Raw genomic sequence first — 14,356 nt, forward strand, 5'->3', positions numbered from 1 at the left:
GGGAACGTCGTTTATCTATCCCGCGTACTGGCCTGTCTGTGGCTGTAACTGATAAACCCATGCCGTAACTTGCTGGTTTTCCGCTGTCGTAACCACAACCTCAACGCGATCGTAGCCGTCTTCAAACTCATCCAGCATTGGCCAGTGCGCCTCAAGATTAGCGGACAAAAACAGGTAGCCGTTGACGCGAGGCCCGCGATCATCCAGCACGATCCCCGGAAAATCCGCGGCAGCGCCCCAGCCACGCTTATAAAACGTGCCTGTCACGTAACCCGGCAGCCAGTCTCCACCGATGTTTTCCAGAATATAGGCATTTTCGTGACCCGGACGCAGCGTCCCGTAGACAAACAAGCGTTCCATTTTCCCTCGTCAATCAAAACAATGAATACCCAACGGGTGAAGAGTAATGCTCACGTTAGGGTTTAATAAAGCGGTTCGCAACAGGTTCTGCCTAAAAACGTTCGGTTGCCTTTTTATGTTGTCACTGACGTGGCTAAAGCGATACATCCCCTTAACCCGCAGGTTGGCATAATGGCGGTTCCGAGGGGGAATTTGCAGCTTGATGAGCTAAAGAATGTGATTGAGACGGGGCTATCTGATGGCACCATCCGAAGTGATGAAACCGTCTGGCGGTACCTTCCTGGATCCCTGGCCTACAAAAATTGCTCGTTTGGTGTGAGGAAAAATATTTTCCCAGTTCGTTTATTAATGCGCTGATACGTGATGCTGGTATAGGCGATGAAATAAGGCATAGCGTGAAAAATAGCTATGCCTTTTAATACAACGATACCTTTAATACAGGAATTCAGCGGGTATTAATGATGATGCAGCAGGTCATCAACAACCTGACCGCTGGTAAGTTGATAAGGATAATATGTTGGCCAGTTATCCATTTCTTTAAGGATCTCTTCTTGAGAGGTATTTCCCATAAAGATATGGAAGTGAGCCGATTTACGCGGCGCGATGGTGTGATCGCTGAACTGGACGTATTTAGGTGCTTTCGATTGGGCATCTTTACATTCAAAGAGGTAGCGCACACCTTTTTTACCCGATACATAATTAAGGATCTTATGCCCAGCGTAGCCATAATGGCATGAGGCGACTTCGCCATCTTTATGGAATTCCATGATGCCATTTTCTATTTTTATTTCTGAAACAGTGGTGGCGTAGCCTTTACGGTAATAATCTTTAACCTTTTCAAAAGTGTTGCTCTTATCGTTTTCCGCTTTCTTTTTGAAAACCGGATCCATTTCACCTGACAGCATAAGAGGGTAAATCGACTGCCACATACCTTCCCAGTCGGTAAGCGCTCTATCTTTTACATCGCTATTATTGAAAACACCATTGGCTGCTTTCTTTTCCATTTCGGTCATGGGCGCACCATGTAAATGGTCGTGCTCGTGCTCGTGGTCGTGGTCATGGTCGTGAGAATGCTCATGACCGTGATCGTGGGAATGACCATGATCGTGAGAAGTACCGTGCTCATGGACTTTGCCCGATCCCCCGACAGCAACAATGTTGAACGGATGTCCCTGTACATCCATTGTGCTTGTTTCTTTCAGCTCCACCGCATCCAGCACGTGAATTTTGCTCTTTAGAGGATCGGTAATATAAATGCTGTTAGCCGCGACGGCGATACGCGGACGCGCATCGTTCCAATGTCCGTCCATAGAATACGGGTCGGTGACGCGCACAGACTTGGTAATCTCACCCTTGAGCACATCAACCTGATTTAACTTGCCGTCTTCCGTAAAGACATAAGCGTATTTTGGACGTACCGGATCGACGGCGAAATGCACGCGGCGGGTTGGCAACTGTACCAAACGGAAGCTCTGCGCTTCAGTTGGGTCGATAAGTACGATGCGGTCTGGGCCGTAGTTACCGATAAAGTACTGCATGCCTTTACCGCCGATCAGTGTGGAAACGCTGCCTTTCGGTAACGCGCTGGAGTAAGGCAGATGACGGATTTGGGGAGTATCGCCTTTCTGGGTCACCAGCAGCAGGCCAGTTTCGCAGGACAGAGCGTAAGTATCGCCGGAACTGGCAGAACCGTGCAGACCGGGGCAGGCCACATTCTCACCGACAGTTTTACTATCCAGACTGATCACATGGGCGCCGATTGGGCGTTTGGAGGCATCTTCTGGGTTAGGAATAGAGGCGACGATATGGTTGTCATACGGAACAGCAACGCCATGATGCGCCGCACCAACAAACACTCTTTTCGCGTCATTGCCGTCGTCCAGCACCGCGTGTTCACTCAAGACCATCGCGTAACGTTCGCCATCAAACCACTGGGCGACTTTGCCCTGACGTTCGACGAAATGTCCCGGCTTTTTGCCTGTTAGTTGGGTCTTAAGTAATGTGGGTTCATCGATATCAATATCGGCGTGATCGCCGTGATCGTGGAATGAGATGCCGGAACCGATCATAGAGACGGTTTCCGCACTGCCCTGAACGGCAAACACTGTCGCACCGTTTTCACTGCGATAAAGTGATGCTGGTCCTTTCACGGTAAAGGAGGTCAGCTTGTCGCCATTAAGGGCATCAATCACGTTTACGACGGGTTTGTCGTGATCGGCGACGAACAGACGCCAGGCGGTGACATCTTCTTCTGCCGCCATTGCTGATCCCGCAGTACCCAGCAGAATGGCTGAAATAGATAGCGGTAATAAAAGCTTTTTCATGTGGATCTCCATTATCAAATAGTCCAGATTCGAGTGAAATCAGGGAGTTTGCTTATCGTCAGCCAGCGCCGACACGATGGTGTTGACGTTGTGCTGCATCATTGCGATATAGGTAGGTGCCGGGCCGGAAGGGCCGGAAAGCGCGTCGGAATAGAGCACGCCTGCAATGGGTAAACCGGCTTCGGCTGCAATTTGCTCCACCAGTCGTGGGTTCGAAATATTCTCGGTGAAGACGGCGGCGGCGCGGTCTTTCTTTATCTCGCGCAGAATGCCTGCGACATCGGCGGCAGAAGCTTCAGACTCGGTAGACACCCCTTGAGGGGATAAAAAGTGGATGCCATAAGCGTGCTCGAAATGGCGAAAAGCATTGTGGCCGACCACCACTGTGCGGCGTGATGCTGGGATGCGAGCCATTGCACTATCGGTGGCCGTGCCCAGTTTGATGAGTTTTTCCTCATAGGCTTTGGCGTTAGCCTGATAGGTGTCGCAACCGCTTTTATCCGCGGCGCAAAAGGCGGCGGTAATATTTTTCACATAAACATGGGCATTAGGCAGCGACTGCCAGGCATGAGGGTCGAAAGGGGCGGCATGGAATACCGCTTTACCGTTATAGAAATGGTAATGCCCGCCAGCAGGGTCGCGAATAATCTCTGCACCTTTAGTTACTTCAACCACCGGTGCTTTGCTCTCACTGGCCTCAATAAGCCGGTTAATGAATCCTTCAAACTGTAAGCCGTTAATTAAAATTACGTCGGCTTTCGCCATCGCCATCGCATCCGCAGGGGATGGTTCATACACATGCGCATCGCTGTCGGGGCCGACGATGGTGCGCAGCTCAATACGATCTTGGCCGATGTTTTTTGCCATATCGCCTAAGATAGAGAAGCTAGCAATAACATTGAGCTTGGCATTCGCCTGAAACGGCAGTAACAGGGAAAGCAAGACAGCGACGCTGAGCGCCGTGGTAATTTTCATAGGATTTACTCCGTGCGTGAAGCGCGCGTGTTAACTAACGAAGAGTGAGAAGGGCTGCGGGTGTTTTTCATCATGACAAGGCCGGTTGAGACTAGATAAAAAACGCCGTTGGCGAGAATAATGGCTGGACCTGATGGCAGCGAATAGTGGTAGGAGAACAGCAGACCCGTCACGCAGGCTACCATCCCAATCAGCACCGAAAACAGGCAAAGCGTGATGACGCGATGGGTCCAGAAACGAGCGGTGACGGCTGGGAGAATCATCAAACCAACCGACAGCAGCGTACCTAGCGCCTGATATCCTGCCACGAGGTTTATCACCACCAGCGTGAGGAACAGGAAATGAACCGGCGAACTGAGCCGGGACACGGTGCGTAGGAACAGTGGGTCCAGACACTCAGCAATCAGCGCGCGCCACAAGAGTCCCAGTGCCAGCAAAGAGGCGGCGGAAACGCAGGCGATGAGAGTTAGTGCTTGCACATTCAGCGCCAGAACGGAGCCGAAGAGCACATGCATCAAGTCTACGCTCGATCCGCGCAGCGAAACGATAAGCACCCCGAGCGCCAGTGAGATAAGGTAAAACGCCGCCATGGAGGCATCTTCCTTTTGTACCGTTAGACGCGACACGACCCCGGAACCTATCGCCACGACCAGCCCGGCAACCATGCCGCCGAGGGTCATTGGAATGATTTCCAGACCATAGAGCAAAAAACCAAAAGCGGCACCGGGTAGCACGGCGTGGGACATGGCATCCCCGACCAGACTCATACGGCGTAGGGTCAGGAACACACCCACCGGACACGCGCTGAGCGATAGCAGCAATGCTCCTATAAGGGCGCGGCGCATAAAGTTAAATTCGACAAACGGATTGATGAGTAGCTCGTAAAGCCAGGTCATTATCGGTCTCCAGCCACGTAAAGCGTGGTGTCATGCCGACAGAATGCGGGTGGGATTGGGCTGTGTTTCATCACCCACGAGGTTTCTCCCCAGGCGACCACGGTGCCATTGATCATTAATGTTTCTGGGAAATGGCGGTTCACAAGTTCAGGGTCGTGTGTCACCACAACGACGGTACGTTGCTGTGAGTGCCAGTTTTTGATCAGGGCCAGCATATCCTGCGTGGTCGCCGTATCAATGGCATTGAAGGGCTCGTCGAGTAAAATGATACTGGCGTCCTGAACAATCACTCGGGCAAATAGGGCGCGTTGAAACTGACCTCCAGAGAGTGCGCTGAGTGATTTATTTTCAAAACCCGCCAGTCCAACCGCTGCAAGCGCCTGAACGACGCGTATCCGATCCTGGCGACGATGCCAGCCCATCAAACCTCTATCTTGCCAGAGCCCTAGCGATACCAGGTCGCTGACAGTGGCAGGAAAGCTGCGATCAAGCTCCGAGATCTGGGGCAAATAAGCGATCCGTGCACCTGATGCGATACGGCAGATACCTGACTGAGGTTGCAGTATTCGGGCAATCCCCTTCAGTAGCGTCGATTTACCCGAGCCGTTCGGGCCGACTACCGCAGTCAGAGAACCTGTGCGAACCGAACCGGTGATAGTGCTCAATACTGGATTTCCATCGTAGCCGAGCGTCAGCTCTTCGACCTGTACTGCAAAATCCGTCATCTCATTAATGTTCCATTATTACGCTAATTTTGTGATGTTATAACGTATCATTAATGAGTGTAAATATTTAAGATAGTTTTTACCGCAAAGTGGAATGCTGCATGAAAATCAACCTAATCATGAGTACCAGACTGTACTGAACCCAATAATGGCGCTGTACAGGGCTTAACGTACGAGTCGGGGCATTGTGGAAGTTGAGGGGAGGGCAAGCGGTGGGCCAATACGGAATAAAGTGCTAAAAAGCAAAAATCCCGCTTAAGCTGCCTTAAGCGGGATTTTCTAAATTTGGCTCCTGATTGGGAGCGTCTTTGTCGGTAACTGGCTAATAAGTAAGCTAATCATGAATCCACTTTCTGTCAAGACCACTAGTAGGCGTATGTTATATAAAGCTAGTTTGAGTACACGTTGCATGCTGTGATCATTACTATGATGTTACTTGAAAGGGAAGCGTAGTCAGAGCGAGCGCATAGAGTTTTCCCCACAGCGGAGCTGTGTCCAAAGAGAGCTGACAGTCTGCTCAGTGGCAGAAGCAGATATGGTCAATACCATAGTGTTAATCAATGGGGAATATGTCGGCTTACGTGACGCGAACAATACACTGTTGACAATACCGGTATGCTTAACGACAAAAAGACTAAAAATGTGTACCAGCATGTGCCACCGCTTTGGGACATAGTCCAGAAAACATAATTATAAAACAGAAAGATAATAGTTCTTGATGTGATGACCTTTGCCTCGCTGCTCGTCGTAATGTTAGTTTTGCAGATACAGATTTTTATGGGCTGGGTATCACTCAACCTATCATCATTACACTGACACTTGGTTTGTTTCCTGATGCCCTGATACGTCTCGATTCCTACCGTAATTATTTGCAGGCATTCACCCATGTAAACGGGGGGCACCGAGGAATAGGGGCTGGAAACTGTGCTTTGCCTGCGTTTGATGGTGGATAGCGAAATGGAACAAATCCAATGCTGGAGCCGACAACCGTCCGTTCTCTCATTTATACCCGGCCCTGATCTGGATGACATTCTGTACTGATAGATTGTCAATGGTAGCTGAAAAAATCCCCCCAAGGTGAACTTCTGGAACAGGGAAATCAGACTGACAAAATACATGGCACTAATTGACTGCACTATTTATGGGTGATAATAAGTAGACACGCCAATTCACATAAAGTAACAATATGACGATCTTTGTCGAATCTAACTGTATTGATGATTTACTCAAGGACGTTCACGCTGCTATTCTCGAACGAGGTATCAAAAATACAGCAACGAAAGGCGCGACTATCGAGATTCTGGGCGCGGGGCTTGTTCTCACGGATCCTCTCAGGCGCGTCAGCAGAACTGAATCCCGAAGTAAAATAATTAGCTGTCTTGGTGAGTTATTGTGGTACCTGACTGGTGATAATGACGTCTCGTTCATCCGTCATTATATTCCAGGATATACCAGATATGCGGAGGAGTGCGGGAAGGTTCATGGTGGGTATGGACCCCGGCTTTTCAGTATGCACGGCCTGTATAATCAGCTCGATAACGTTACTCGTTTACTTTGTGATAAACCAACCAGCCGGCGAGCGTTGATACAATTATTTGATGCAGCGGACCTGATGCCTGCTGAAGGTAAAGCTCGGGAATACAAAGATATACCCTGTACAATATCACTCCAATTTTTGATCAGAGAAAAGCGCCTGCATTTGTTTGTTAATATGCGTTCCAATGATGCTTTTAAGGGGCTGACACATGATATTTTCGCATTTACCATGCTGCAGGAGTATGTAGCAAGGACCATCGAATGTGAACTAGGGCAGTATTACCATTTTGTATCAAGTTTACATCTGTATGACACCGACATCCCAAGTGTTCATGCGCTACAGCGCGAAGGTTTCATGAGCACTCGCACAATCATGAGTGAAATGCCAGCCGTGAAATCATTAGATGAGAGATTCCAGCTACTTGGTATCGAACGGGAGCTGAGACTTAATAAATTCACTGATCTGGATCTGACAGGGTTAAATGACTACTGGAAGGATTTAATGCGAATAATTAAAATTCACTTCCTTTTTAAAGATAAATCCATAGATTCTTCAGAAGAAGCAAGAAAAGAAATTAGTAAGTTTAAAAATAAAGAATATGAAATTTTCTTTGAAGGAAAGTAAAGATGAGAAGACATCATGCTGTACCTGATTTAATCGTCGCATTACAACAGTTTGATCATAATGAATATCCACTGCAGGGACTTCAAAGCAACGCACACTACACTACATTTGCTATGCAGCTCATAGACAGTATGAGACGGATACTATATGTGGAAGCGACTTATGGTGGTGAAAAACATGTTACTCCTTTAAGGGCTGAGCCTAATTCCGAATACTTTGATCCTCTACTCGCTGCCAGAATACATCATGAGCAGGGGAATTATGATGAAGCTTGTTGGTTGATATTTTTATTTACTCATTTTGGTAAAAGCATTAAGACGAACTGGCAGCTTTGCCGGGATATTTACGGCGGATTGGGAAGTCGTACCTGGACCTGGCAAAGTGTTACACAGGATTTCCCTGCTTTTGAACGTTGGTTCAAGGAGGTTTCTCCTGAACTAACTAGAACAAGCATACAAAGGCAATACGGTAATCACCGGAAATATGAAACATTAAAATCGAGTTCTGGACGTTCTATTCCAAGGGTTTTTCGGTCCTATATCGAATTTGTAGGCCGCACATGTAGTCATGAAGCCCGATTCGCGGAGGCGGCTTCTGTTGCCCCAACACCTGAGGCTCTCTTTGAGCTACTTTATTCTAATATGCGCAGTGTAATTTCCTTTGGTAGGACAGCGAAATTTGATTATCTAACGATGTTAAGGAAAACGAATTTATTGAATATTCAGCCAGGCCACCTTTTTTTGACAGGATCAACAGGACCGATAAAGGGGAGCAGGCTTTTATTCAGTAACAACAGAGACTTTGGTGATTCCGTTACTGTTCTGAATGAAAAACTGGCAGCCCTGTCTGAAATACTCCCTCTCCAGTACCTCAGAATGCAGGTATTGGAGGATGCTCTGTGTAACTGGCAGAAATCCCCTAGCAGCTATGAGTACTTTGGGGGATAAATCCTAGCGTACGTCATCTTTCTTATATCTCACCTTAAGTTTGTTAAGGTGAGAGTAAGGGACATTGCCGATATGTTGTAAATATCCTAGAACGATTCCTCTGGACACCCCAATTTTTTTCGCCACCCTGACCATCTCTTTCCAGTTTCTGACCCCATAGTTACTTATTTCTTTCTGAAAAGGTTTGGGTATAAGGATATTTGCAGCAAACTCGTTTGCTTCGATTTCTTCTTGTGAAGTCAGCACTACGTCGCCTTCTAGGCGAATACTAACTGCGTCATGAAGAATTAAATGGCCAATTTCATGGAATAGGGTGAACCAGAAATGATCGTCAGTGTAGTATCTAAAGCTGACGATCAGCGTTGCGCGATCGGGTTCAAAAAAACAAGTTGCGCCGCTTGCGCGGCAACCTGATGGTGTTGGCAATACCACCAACGAAACACCTGCAGTTGCGAGAAGTTCTCTGATATAAGGAATAAATGTTTTCAAATCAGGTTCATTGGTCGCCTGACGAAGCTCTGGTAAAAGTGATTTCAGTATATTTTTATTCCAGTTATCACATTTATAGCTGGCGCTAAGTTCTTTAGCCTTCGTTATCCATACTAAGTCCGCCATGGGTTCTGTTTTCAGACTGATGGATTTTCTGAAAGCAACAAGCGGCGCTTCCGTGTTAATTTTATAATTAAAATCATTTACAGAATTAATGCCAAAAAAGCGCAGACAGTTTCTCAGTTTTGATTCGCGTGACGGGCTTTTAGGTATCCAGCCATACTCGATCATATCCCTTACGGGGAGAGAATTCAGCCATTCACGGTTAATATTGTCCAAATATTCAATATGCTGGCGATAAGCACTTTCGCGTTTCAGCCAGAATTCGACAGACACGTTAAACACATCTTGCAACTTGTATGCCAGAGATTCATTGAGATGAACATGACCGGTCAACAGTTGTTGACCCTTACCAACAGATAAGCCAATTTTTTTGCTGAGTTCTTCGTCTGTAAGACCATGTTCATCCATCAGATCTATGATTGTGTCGCCTGGAGGAGATACCCTATCGGGGCTGAAGTTGAGAATACCAATCATTTTTCATCACCTATGAACATTAACTTAATTCGACTAACGATCTCCCAATTAATTGAATTATCTGGATTCTTTGGAGGATCTGTGTGCCCGCATACGAAACCAAAACGAACCTCAGAGTCGAGTTTTAGTATAATGTATTCTTCCCCGTCCTGAAAGCCTATCTCTGGACTGCCTACGGGAAGTTCCCAGACGTTCTTGCTGACATGAATATCAAAAAGTCGGGCAATTAATTTGGCCGATAGACGCCCGCCCAAAGCTGAATCTGCATAGCTCTGACTTTCGCAAATGTTTCTTAAATGTTTGCTGTCGAAGGAAATATGCAATGTTAATCGCTTATAGAGTTTTGATTCCTCAACTTATAGCAAAATAACACATAGATCTCAAAGGGGTAATGTCGTGCACACTGTAGACGGCGCTGCATTTTAATGTTACATGATGATTATCATTATTTAATCCTGCGAATTCTATGATCTATAAACATTTAAATACGCGTGGTCTGTCAGATGTTGTTGCCGAAATGGATCGGCAGGATATCAAGTGGGGTGCGGACCGAGACCTGGATCCGTTTATTTGGGCAGCCATTCTGGGGGAAGAAGTTGGTGAATATAACCAAGCTATTCTCCATGATCATTATGGTGGTAAATGTGCCGGTACCTGTCGTGAAGAGCTGGTCCAGATCGCAGCTGTTGCGCTTCAGATCATAGAGTATTACGACAGAAAATCTGATTAGTACCACCGCGGCCGCAGCTCAAATAGCAGAATGGATACAGGCATCACTACATTTCGCGTAGCGGAAAGGACGCTATCCAGAGGATATATGCTTGTATATGACTAGGCGGCTTTCATCCGGACACCTGAGCACTCCTGGGGATGGAACATAAGGCTGGCATCTGGCTAATGCCGGCGATGAAATAACTGGAAGGTGTATTAACCAGTAGGTACAGGCCGTGTGAATCAGAAACTTTGAAGGGTTTTGCGGATGATTTCATGTTGCAGTTTTTTGAGCCGTTAAGAGACATTTGGGGGTCACTCCGTCATCGAACCAACGTGACCCCGAATCTGACCACCAGATTCTCTCGATGCGGAGGGAAAACAGAATGTGCGCCGGAAAGACTTTTGCACGTGAATGCATTGAATAAAATGATAAAAACAAAAATCCCGCTTAAGTTGCCTTAAGCGGGATTTTCTAAATTTGGCTCCTCTGACTGGACTCGAACCAGTGACATACGGATTAACAGTCCGCCGTTCTACCGACTGAACTACAGAGGAATCGTGTGAACGGGGCGCATGATATCCGCCACCCGCGGTACTGTCAACGGCAAAATCAGCTTTATCGTCTGACTGTTTAGGCTGTGTACAATTCGCTGTTTTTTTATGGGTTAGTAAATGGATGGTGCACGATAATTGGTGCTGCTTTGCCAGTTTTTTAGACGGGCGAGCGGATCCTGCCGATAGAACTTTTGAAAGCAGCGGTATAGCTCGGGGAAACGCTCGTCGAGAAGTTCGGGGGCGCTGAAGAAGTATTCCGACAGCACCGCAAAGCACTCTGCCGGATCGTGGACGGCGTAGGGATCCATGCTGGCGGCATCTTCGCCCACCAGATCGATTTCTTCCTGCAAGGCATCCATCGCGCCGTGCAGATGCTGTTCCCACGCAGCAATCTCGCGCAGAGGGATAAGGGGGACGCCCGTCGCTTCGCCGCTGCTGCGGATGTCCAGCTTGTGTGCGACTTCATGAATTATGAGGTTGAAACCGGAGAGGTCGAAGGAATCCTGCACTTCCTGCCAGTTGAGAACAATCGGTCCCTGATCCCAACTTTGGCCGGATTGCACCATTTTCCCCTTATGCACGAGCCCGATGTCATCCTGCCACTCTTCCTCAACAATAAACGGACCGGGGTAAATCAGAACTTCATGGAAGCCATCCAGCGCATCCATTCCCAGCGACAACACCGGCAGGGAAAACAGCAGGGCGATGCGCTGCTGCATGATGTCCGTCAACACCAGCTCCTGCAACGGAATTAGGCGCTTTTGCTTCAGAAACTGATCGGCAAGGGCGACCAGTTGCTGGAGCTCTTCGTCGCTCAACGGCGCGAGAAGCGGGATGGAAATCGCAGCTTGCCAGTGTTCAAGCGTCTGCACCTGAGGTTGAGTGTTTTTCCACGGCCATTTAATCATTGTTATTGCTCGTTCAGTCGTCACTTGAATTTAAAGGCGAGGGCGGGTGCTGTTAACATGCCGTAAAAGTAGGCATCATGGCAACTGCTAAACGGAGAGATGGCGGCGCGGCTGAACGGCCAGTCTCGAAAACTGGAGTAGGGCAACGCGATCGGGGGGAAAATCCCCGTCTCTCCACTGCTATTCAAACACTTACCCCGCATTTAGTCTGTGACGCTTTCCACACTTGGCAGTAGCTTAAAGCGGACAGCTCAAATCCCCTTCTTCACAATGTAGCATGCCTTTAAACTCTTCTACGCGCTCGGCAGTTTTCTGCGTCAGGCACTGGGAATACACCATGCCATGCACCGATCCTCCGGTTGTCGGGAAGGTCTGAAACTCACAGTCAGCGTCGCGGTACGCGATCCATTTTCTCTGCGCTGACTTGAGCAACTCCTTGTGTTCTTCAATCACCAGTCGTTTTACGACATCCTGATACAGCCGATTAAGCTCGCCATCCACTTTTTTATATTCATTAGCAGCACACTGGCTCATCTCCAACTGTGTGTTGGCGTTGCCACAATCTGTGGCGGCGGCTTGAGTGATGGGAAGCAGCGCAAAAAGAGCAATGGCTAGCTTTTTCATTATTGACCCTCTGTAAGTCGGCACTCTGTATTCAGGCGCATATGTGATGGGGGAACGGCCTTGCAAAGATTACTCTCAATCATCCCGTCCCGTACTGACAAATCCCATGTACTGAACTACTTTCATAAGGAATCATCACGTTACGGAGGTTGATATGGGATTTTGGCGTATTGTACTGACTATTCTCTTGCCACCGTTGGGCGTGTTACTGGGGAAAGGCATCGGTGGGGCATTTATTCTGAATATTATTCTGACGCTGTTAGGTTATTTTCCTGGGTTGGTGCATGCGTTTTGGGTGCAGACGAAAGATGATGGCATTTAGTGTCTGACAAGCCTGTTCGACGATTATGATGAAATAACGGGGAGACATCGTGCTCCCCGTTACCTTTTTATTGATGCGCACTATTGTGTGGCACTCACGACCTGATTACGCCCTTGCTGTTTTGCCTGATAGAGCGCGATATCGGCGCGGTTAATCAACATACTGAGCGTCTCACCCGCCCGATATTCCGCAACGCCGCAGCTGGCTGTCACCTGAATGACGCATTCGCGGTAGGGAAGGTGCGTGGTTTCAATACTGTGACGCAGAGCTTCGGCACGCTGCTGCGCGGCGTTGAGATCGCAATCGTCGAGCAAAATGACGAATTCCTCGCCTCCCCAGCGGCAGGATTGATCGCTGGAGCGGGTGTTGCTCGATAAGATGGAGGCAACCTCTTTTAACACCAGATCTCCGACGTTGTGGCCGTACTTGTCATTGATTTTTTTGAAGTGGTCAATATCAATCAGAATAATGGAGAGCGATTTATGCTGTAAGGCATTTTTCGTCCCGAGACGACGGAATAAATAATCAAATGCCTGACGGTTCATCAGGCCTGTTAATTTATCGGTCGTCGCCATCTGTTCCAGACGGCGTTGATATCCGCCAATGGTCAACCACAGCAGGAACAGGAAAAGGACGCTGACGAACATGCTAATACCCAGATTTTTAAGCAGTGTGGTGAACAGTCGCTGTTCACTGGGGTGGCTGGTTTGTTCAACCACCAAATACCAGCCGAATTCAGGGATGAATCGGGTATTGAGGAAAATATGTTCCCCGTTTGCTTGATATTCATAGGCACCGCCGGGGGCGGTCAAAATCGTGGTCGCAATCCGGTTCAGCCCCTGCTGTTCTTGAATTTGCAGCGGGCGCGTGTAGCTTTCTCCGTGCAACGTAATGTTACCTTCTTTATCAATGAAATAAATTGTCCGGTTATAGCGCTGTTCGTATTTTTCAATCAGGTGCTTAACGCGATCAACCGGGATGCCCACGCCGGTAATGCCAATAAAATTGTCTTCATAATCCATGACTTTATGGTTAATGAAGATGTCCAGACGTGTGCGTTCTTCAGGATCGATGCGGAGATCGACAACGTAAGGCATATCATCCGATAGCGCTTTATGCTGGAAATACCATTGATCGTCGGGGGATGACTCCGAGACGGTTTTTAGGATGCGTTGTTGGTCGTAATAGAGCCCGGTTTTATCAGAAATGAAAAAAGAAAATACGGTGTTGAAGCGGCGATCGATCTCCTTTAGATAGCGGAATAGCGCCTGCGGATCGCTTTCATTTTTTAGTACCCAGTCACGTAAAAAGGTATCGTGCGCCATTAGCGACGAAATAAAGATCGGTTTTAACAAATCCTGCTGGATTTCCGAATAAACGTTATCGCTGGTTAGCGGCAGGGTATTCTCTTCAATTTCTTCTTCCAGTGATTCTTTAGCGACTTCATAGCTAGTCCAACTGATAACCAGAAAGGCGGCGAGCAGCATGGAGCCGAGTATTATGATTGCGCGTGTTTTATCAAGCCAGCGGGCATTATTGATGAATCCTGTCTGCAAAATAATCTCCCCAGAGAATCATTGATGAGATAGGTGAATAAGCGTCTGTTTTCACCTAAAAATGGTGGCGCAACATTTTACTGGAATGACGGTATGGCACAGTGGATACAGGAATTGCTGACTCGTAGAATTCAGTATAGTGGGTCCTGTGTGGAAGTATTAGTGACAGACGGCTGGAACGTAATGTTTTGTATTATATTGTG

General features: G+C 47.8%; 12 protein-coding genes, 2 tRNA genes and 2 pseudogenes. 5 read left to right on the forward strand and 11 right to left on the reverse strand.

The window, feature by feature from the left end; translation table 11 throughout:
* Window positions 1–15: 15 nt before the first annotated feature.
* From NXT09_RS00625 to aztA, 6 genes and pseudogenes are all read right to left on the reverse strand, one after another.
* The gene (locus tag NXT09_RS00625; protein WP_268578500.1) at window positions 16–360 is read right to left on the reverse strand and encodes a gamma-glutamylcyclotransferase family protein; all 345 of its coding nucleotides are present in this window, start codon (window positions 358–360) and stop codon (window positions 16–18) included.
* Between the two features lie 455 nt (window positions 361–815).
* A pseudogene (zinT, locus tag NXT09_RS00630) lies at window positions 816–1,403 on the reverse strand (metal-binding protein ZinT); the annotation flags it as partial.
* Window positions 1,404–1,511: 108 nt separating this feature from the next.
* Window positions 1,512–2,696 (reverse strand): annotated as a pseudogene (gene aztD / locus NXT09_RS00635) (zinc metallochaperone AztD); the annotation flags it as partial.
* A gap of 27 nt (window positions 2,697–2,723) precedes the next feature.
* Entirely contained in the window at window positions 2,724–3,659 is a 936-nt protein-coding gene (gene aztC / locus NXT09_RS00640; protein WP_268578501.1) for a zinc ABC transporter substrate-binding protein AztC, read from the reverse strand.
* A gap of 5 nt (window positions 3,660–3,664) precedes the next feature.
* The gene (aztB, locus tag NXT09_RS00645) at window positions 3,665–4,555 is read right to left on the reverse strand and encodes a zinc ABC transporter permease AztB (RefSeq protein ID WP_268578502.1); all 891 of its coding nucleotides are present in this window, start codon (window positions 4,553–4,555) and stop codon (window positions 3,665–3,667) included.
* Complete coding sequence (aztA, locus tag NXT09_RS00650) at window positions 4,555–5,280, reverse strand: zinc ABC transporter ATP-binding protein AztA (protein WP_268578503.1); 726 nt, start codon at window positions 5,278–5,280, stop codon at window positions 4,555–4,557. Before aztA ends, aztB begins: the two co-directional genes overlap by 1 nt.
* Window positions 5,281–6,466: 1,186 nt before the next feature.
* On the opposite strand from aztA, the gene NXT09_RS00655 reads away from it, so the two are divergent.
* Window positions 6,467–7,441, forward strand: a complete 975-nt coding sequence (locus NXT09_RS00655) for a thymidylate synthase (RefSeq protein WP_268578504.1) — start codon at window positions 6,467–6,469, stop codon at window positions 7,439–7,441.
* 2 nt (window positions 7,442–7,443) lie between these two features.
* A complete protein-coding gene (locus NXT09_RS00660; protein WP_268578505.1) occupies window positions 7,444–8,388 on the forward strand; it encodes an alpha-glutamyl/putrescinyl thymine pyrophosphorylase clade 3 protein in 945 nt (314 codons plus the stop codon).
* Window positions 8,389–8,391: 3 nt separating this feature from the next.
* Here NXT09_RS00660 and NXT09_RS00665 read toward each other — a convergent pair whose 3' ends face one another.
* Window positions 8,392–9,474, reverse strand: a complete 1,083-nt coding sequence (locus NXT09_RS00665; protein WP_268578506.1) for an XRE family transcriptional regulator — start codon at window positions 9,472–9,474, stop codon at window positions 8,392–8,394.
* Between the two features lie 466 nt (window positions 9,475–9,940).
* On the opposite strand from NXT09_RS00665, the gene NXT09_RS00670 reads away from it, so the two are divergent.
* Window positions 9,941–10,204 carry a MazG-like family protein gene (locus tag NXT09_RS00670; protein ID WP_268578507.1) on the forward strand — a complete coding sequence of 88 codons (264 nt, stop codon included), beginning with the start codon at window positions 9,941–9,943 and terminating at the stop codon, window positions 10,202–10,204.
* Between the two features lie 463 nt (window positions 10,205–10,667).
* Here NXT09_RS00670 and NXT09_RS00675 read toward each other — a convergent pair.
* A tRNA-Asn gene (locus tag NXT09_RS00675) sits at window positions 10,668–10,743 on the reverse strand.
* Between the two features lie 110 nt (window positions 10,744–10,853).
* A complete protein-coding gene (mtfA, locus tag NXT09_RS00680) occupies window positions 10,854–11,651 on the reverse strand; it encodes a DgsA anti-repressor MtfA (RefSeq protein ID WP_268578508.1) in 798 nt (265 codons plus the stop codon).
* A 93-nt stretch (window positions 11,652–11,744) separates the two neighbouring features.
* Here mtfA and NXT09_RS00685 point away from each other — a divergent pair.
* Window positions 11,745–11,828 (forward strand) — tRNA-Ser (locus NXT09_RS00685).
* Window positions 11,829–11,888: 60 nt separating this feature from the next.
* Here NXT09_RS00685 and NXT09_RS00690 read toward each other — a convergent pair.
* The gene (locus tag NXT09_RS00690; RefSeq protein WP_268578509.1) at window positions 11,889–12,275 is read right to left on the reverse strand and encodes a lysozyme inhibitor LprI family protein; all 387 of its coding nucleotides are present in this window, start codon (window positions 12,273–12,275) and stop codon (window positions 11,889–11,891) included.
* Between the two features lie 154 nt (window positions 12,276–12,429).
* Between NXT09_RS00690 and NXT09_RS00695 the strand changes: the two genes are divergently transcribed.
* The gene (locus NXT09_RS00695) at window positions 12,430–12,597 is read left to right on the forward strand and encodes a YqaE/Pmp3 family membrane protein (protein ID WP_010280855.1); all 168 of its coding nucleotides are present in this window, start codon (window positions 12,430–12,432) and stop codon (window positions 12,595–12,597) included.
* 80 nt (window positions 12,598–12,677) lie between these two features.
* Here NXT09_RS00695 and NXT09_RS00700 read toward each other — a convergent pair whose 3' ends face one another.
* The gene (locus tag NXT09_RS00700; protein WP_268578510.1) at window positions 12,678–14,153 is read right to left on the reverse strand and encodes a sensor domain-containing diguanylate cyclase; all 1,476 of its coding nucleotides are present in this window, start codon (window positions 14,151–14,153) and stop codon (window positions 12,678–12,680) included.
* Window positions 14,154–14,356: the final 203 nt, after the last annotated feature.

Origin of the sequence: Pectobacterium jejuense (assembly GCF_026800125.1) — a bacterium.
Taxonomy (GTDB): domain Bacteria; phylum Pseudomonadota; class Gammaproteobacteria; order Enterobacterales; family Enterobacteriaceae; genus Pectobacterium; species Pectobacterium jejuense.

Excerpts from the sequence above, each read along its gene's own strand:
- NXT09_RS00660 (WP_268578505.1), top strand. The coding sequence starts at position 7,444 with ATGAGAAGACATCATGCTGTACCTGATTTAATCGTCGCATTACAACAG.
- NXT09_RS00670 (WP_268578507.1), top strand. The coding sequence starts at position 9,941 with ATGATCTATAAACATTTAAATACGCGTGGTCTGTCAGATGTTGTTGCC.
- NXT09_RS00690 (WP_268578509.1), bottom strand. The coding sequence starts at position 12,275 with ATGAAAAAGCTAGCCATTGCTCTTTTTGCGCTGCTTCCCATCACTCAA.
- aztC (WP_268578501.1), bottom strand. The coding sequence starts at position 3,659 with ATGAAAATTACCACGGCGCTCAGCGTCGCTGTCTTGCTTTCCCTGTTA.
- aztA (WP_268578503.1), bottom strand. The coding sequence starts at position 5,280 with ATGACGGATTTTGCAGTACAGGTCGAAGAGCTGACGCTCGGCTACGAT.
- NXT09_RS00655 (WP_268578504.1), top strand. The coding sequence starts at position 6,467 with ATGACGATCTTTGTCGAATCTAACTGTATTGATGATTTACTCAAGGAC.
- mtfA (WP_268578508.1), bottom strand. The coding sequence starts at position 11,651 with ATGATTAAATGGCCGTGGAAAAACACTCAACCTCAGGTGCAGACGCTT.
- aztB (WP_268578502.1), bottom strand. The coding sequence starts at position 4,555 with ATGACCTGGCTTTACGAGCTACTCATCAATCCGTTTGTCGAATTTAAC.
- NXT09_RS00625 (WP_268578500.1), bottom strand. The coding sequence starts at position 360 with ATGGAACGCTTGTTTGTCTACGGGACGCTGCGTCCGGGTCACGAAAAT.
- NXT09_RS00695 (WP_010280855.1), top strand. The coding sequence starts at position 12,430 with ATGGGATTTTGGCGTATTGTACTGACTATTCTCTTGCCACCGTTGGGC.
- NXT09_RS00665 (WP_268578506.1), bottom strand. The coding sequence starts at position 9,474 with ATGATTGGTATTCTCAACTTCAGCCCCGATAGGGTATCTCCTCCAGGC.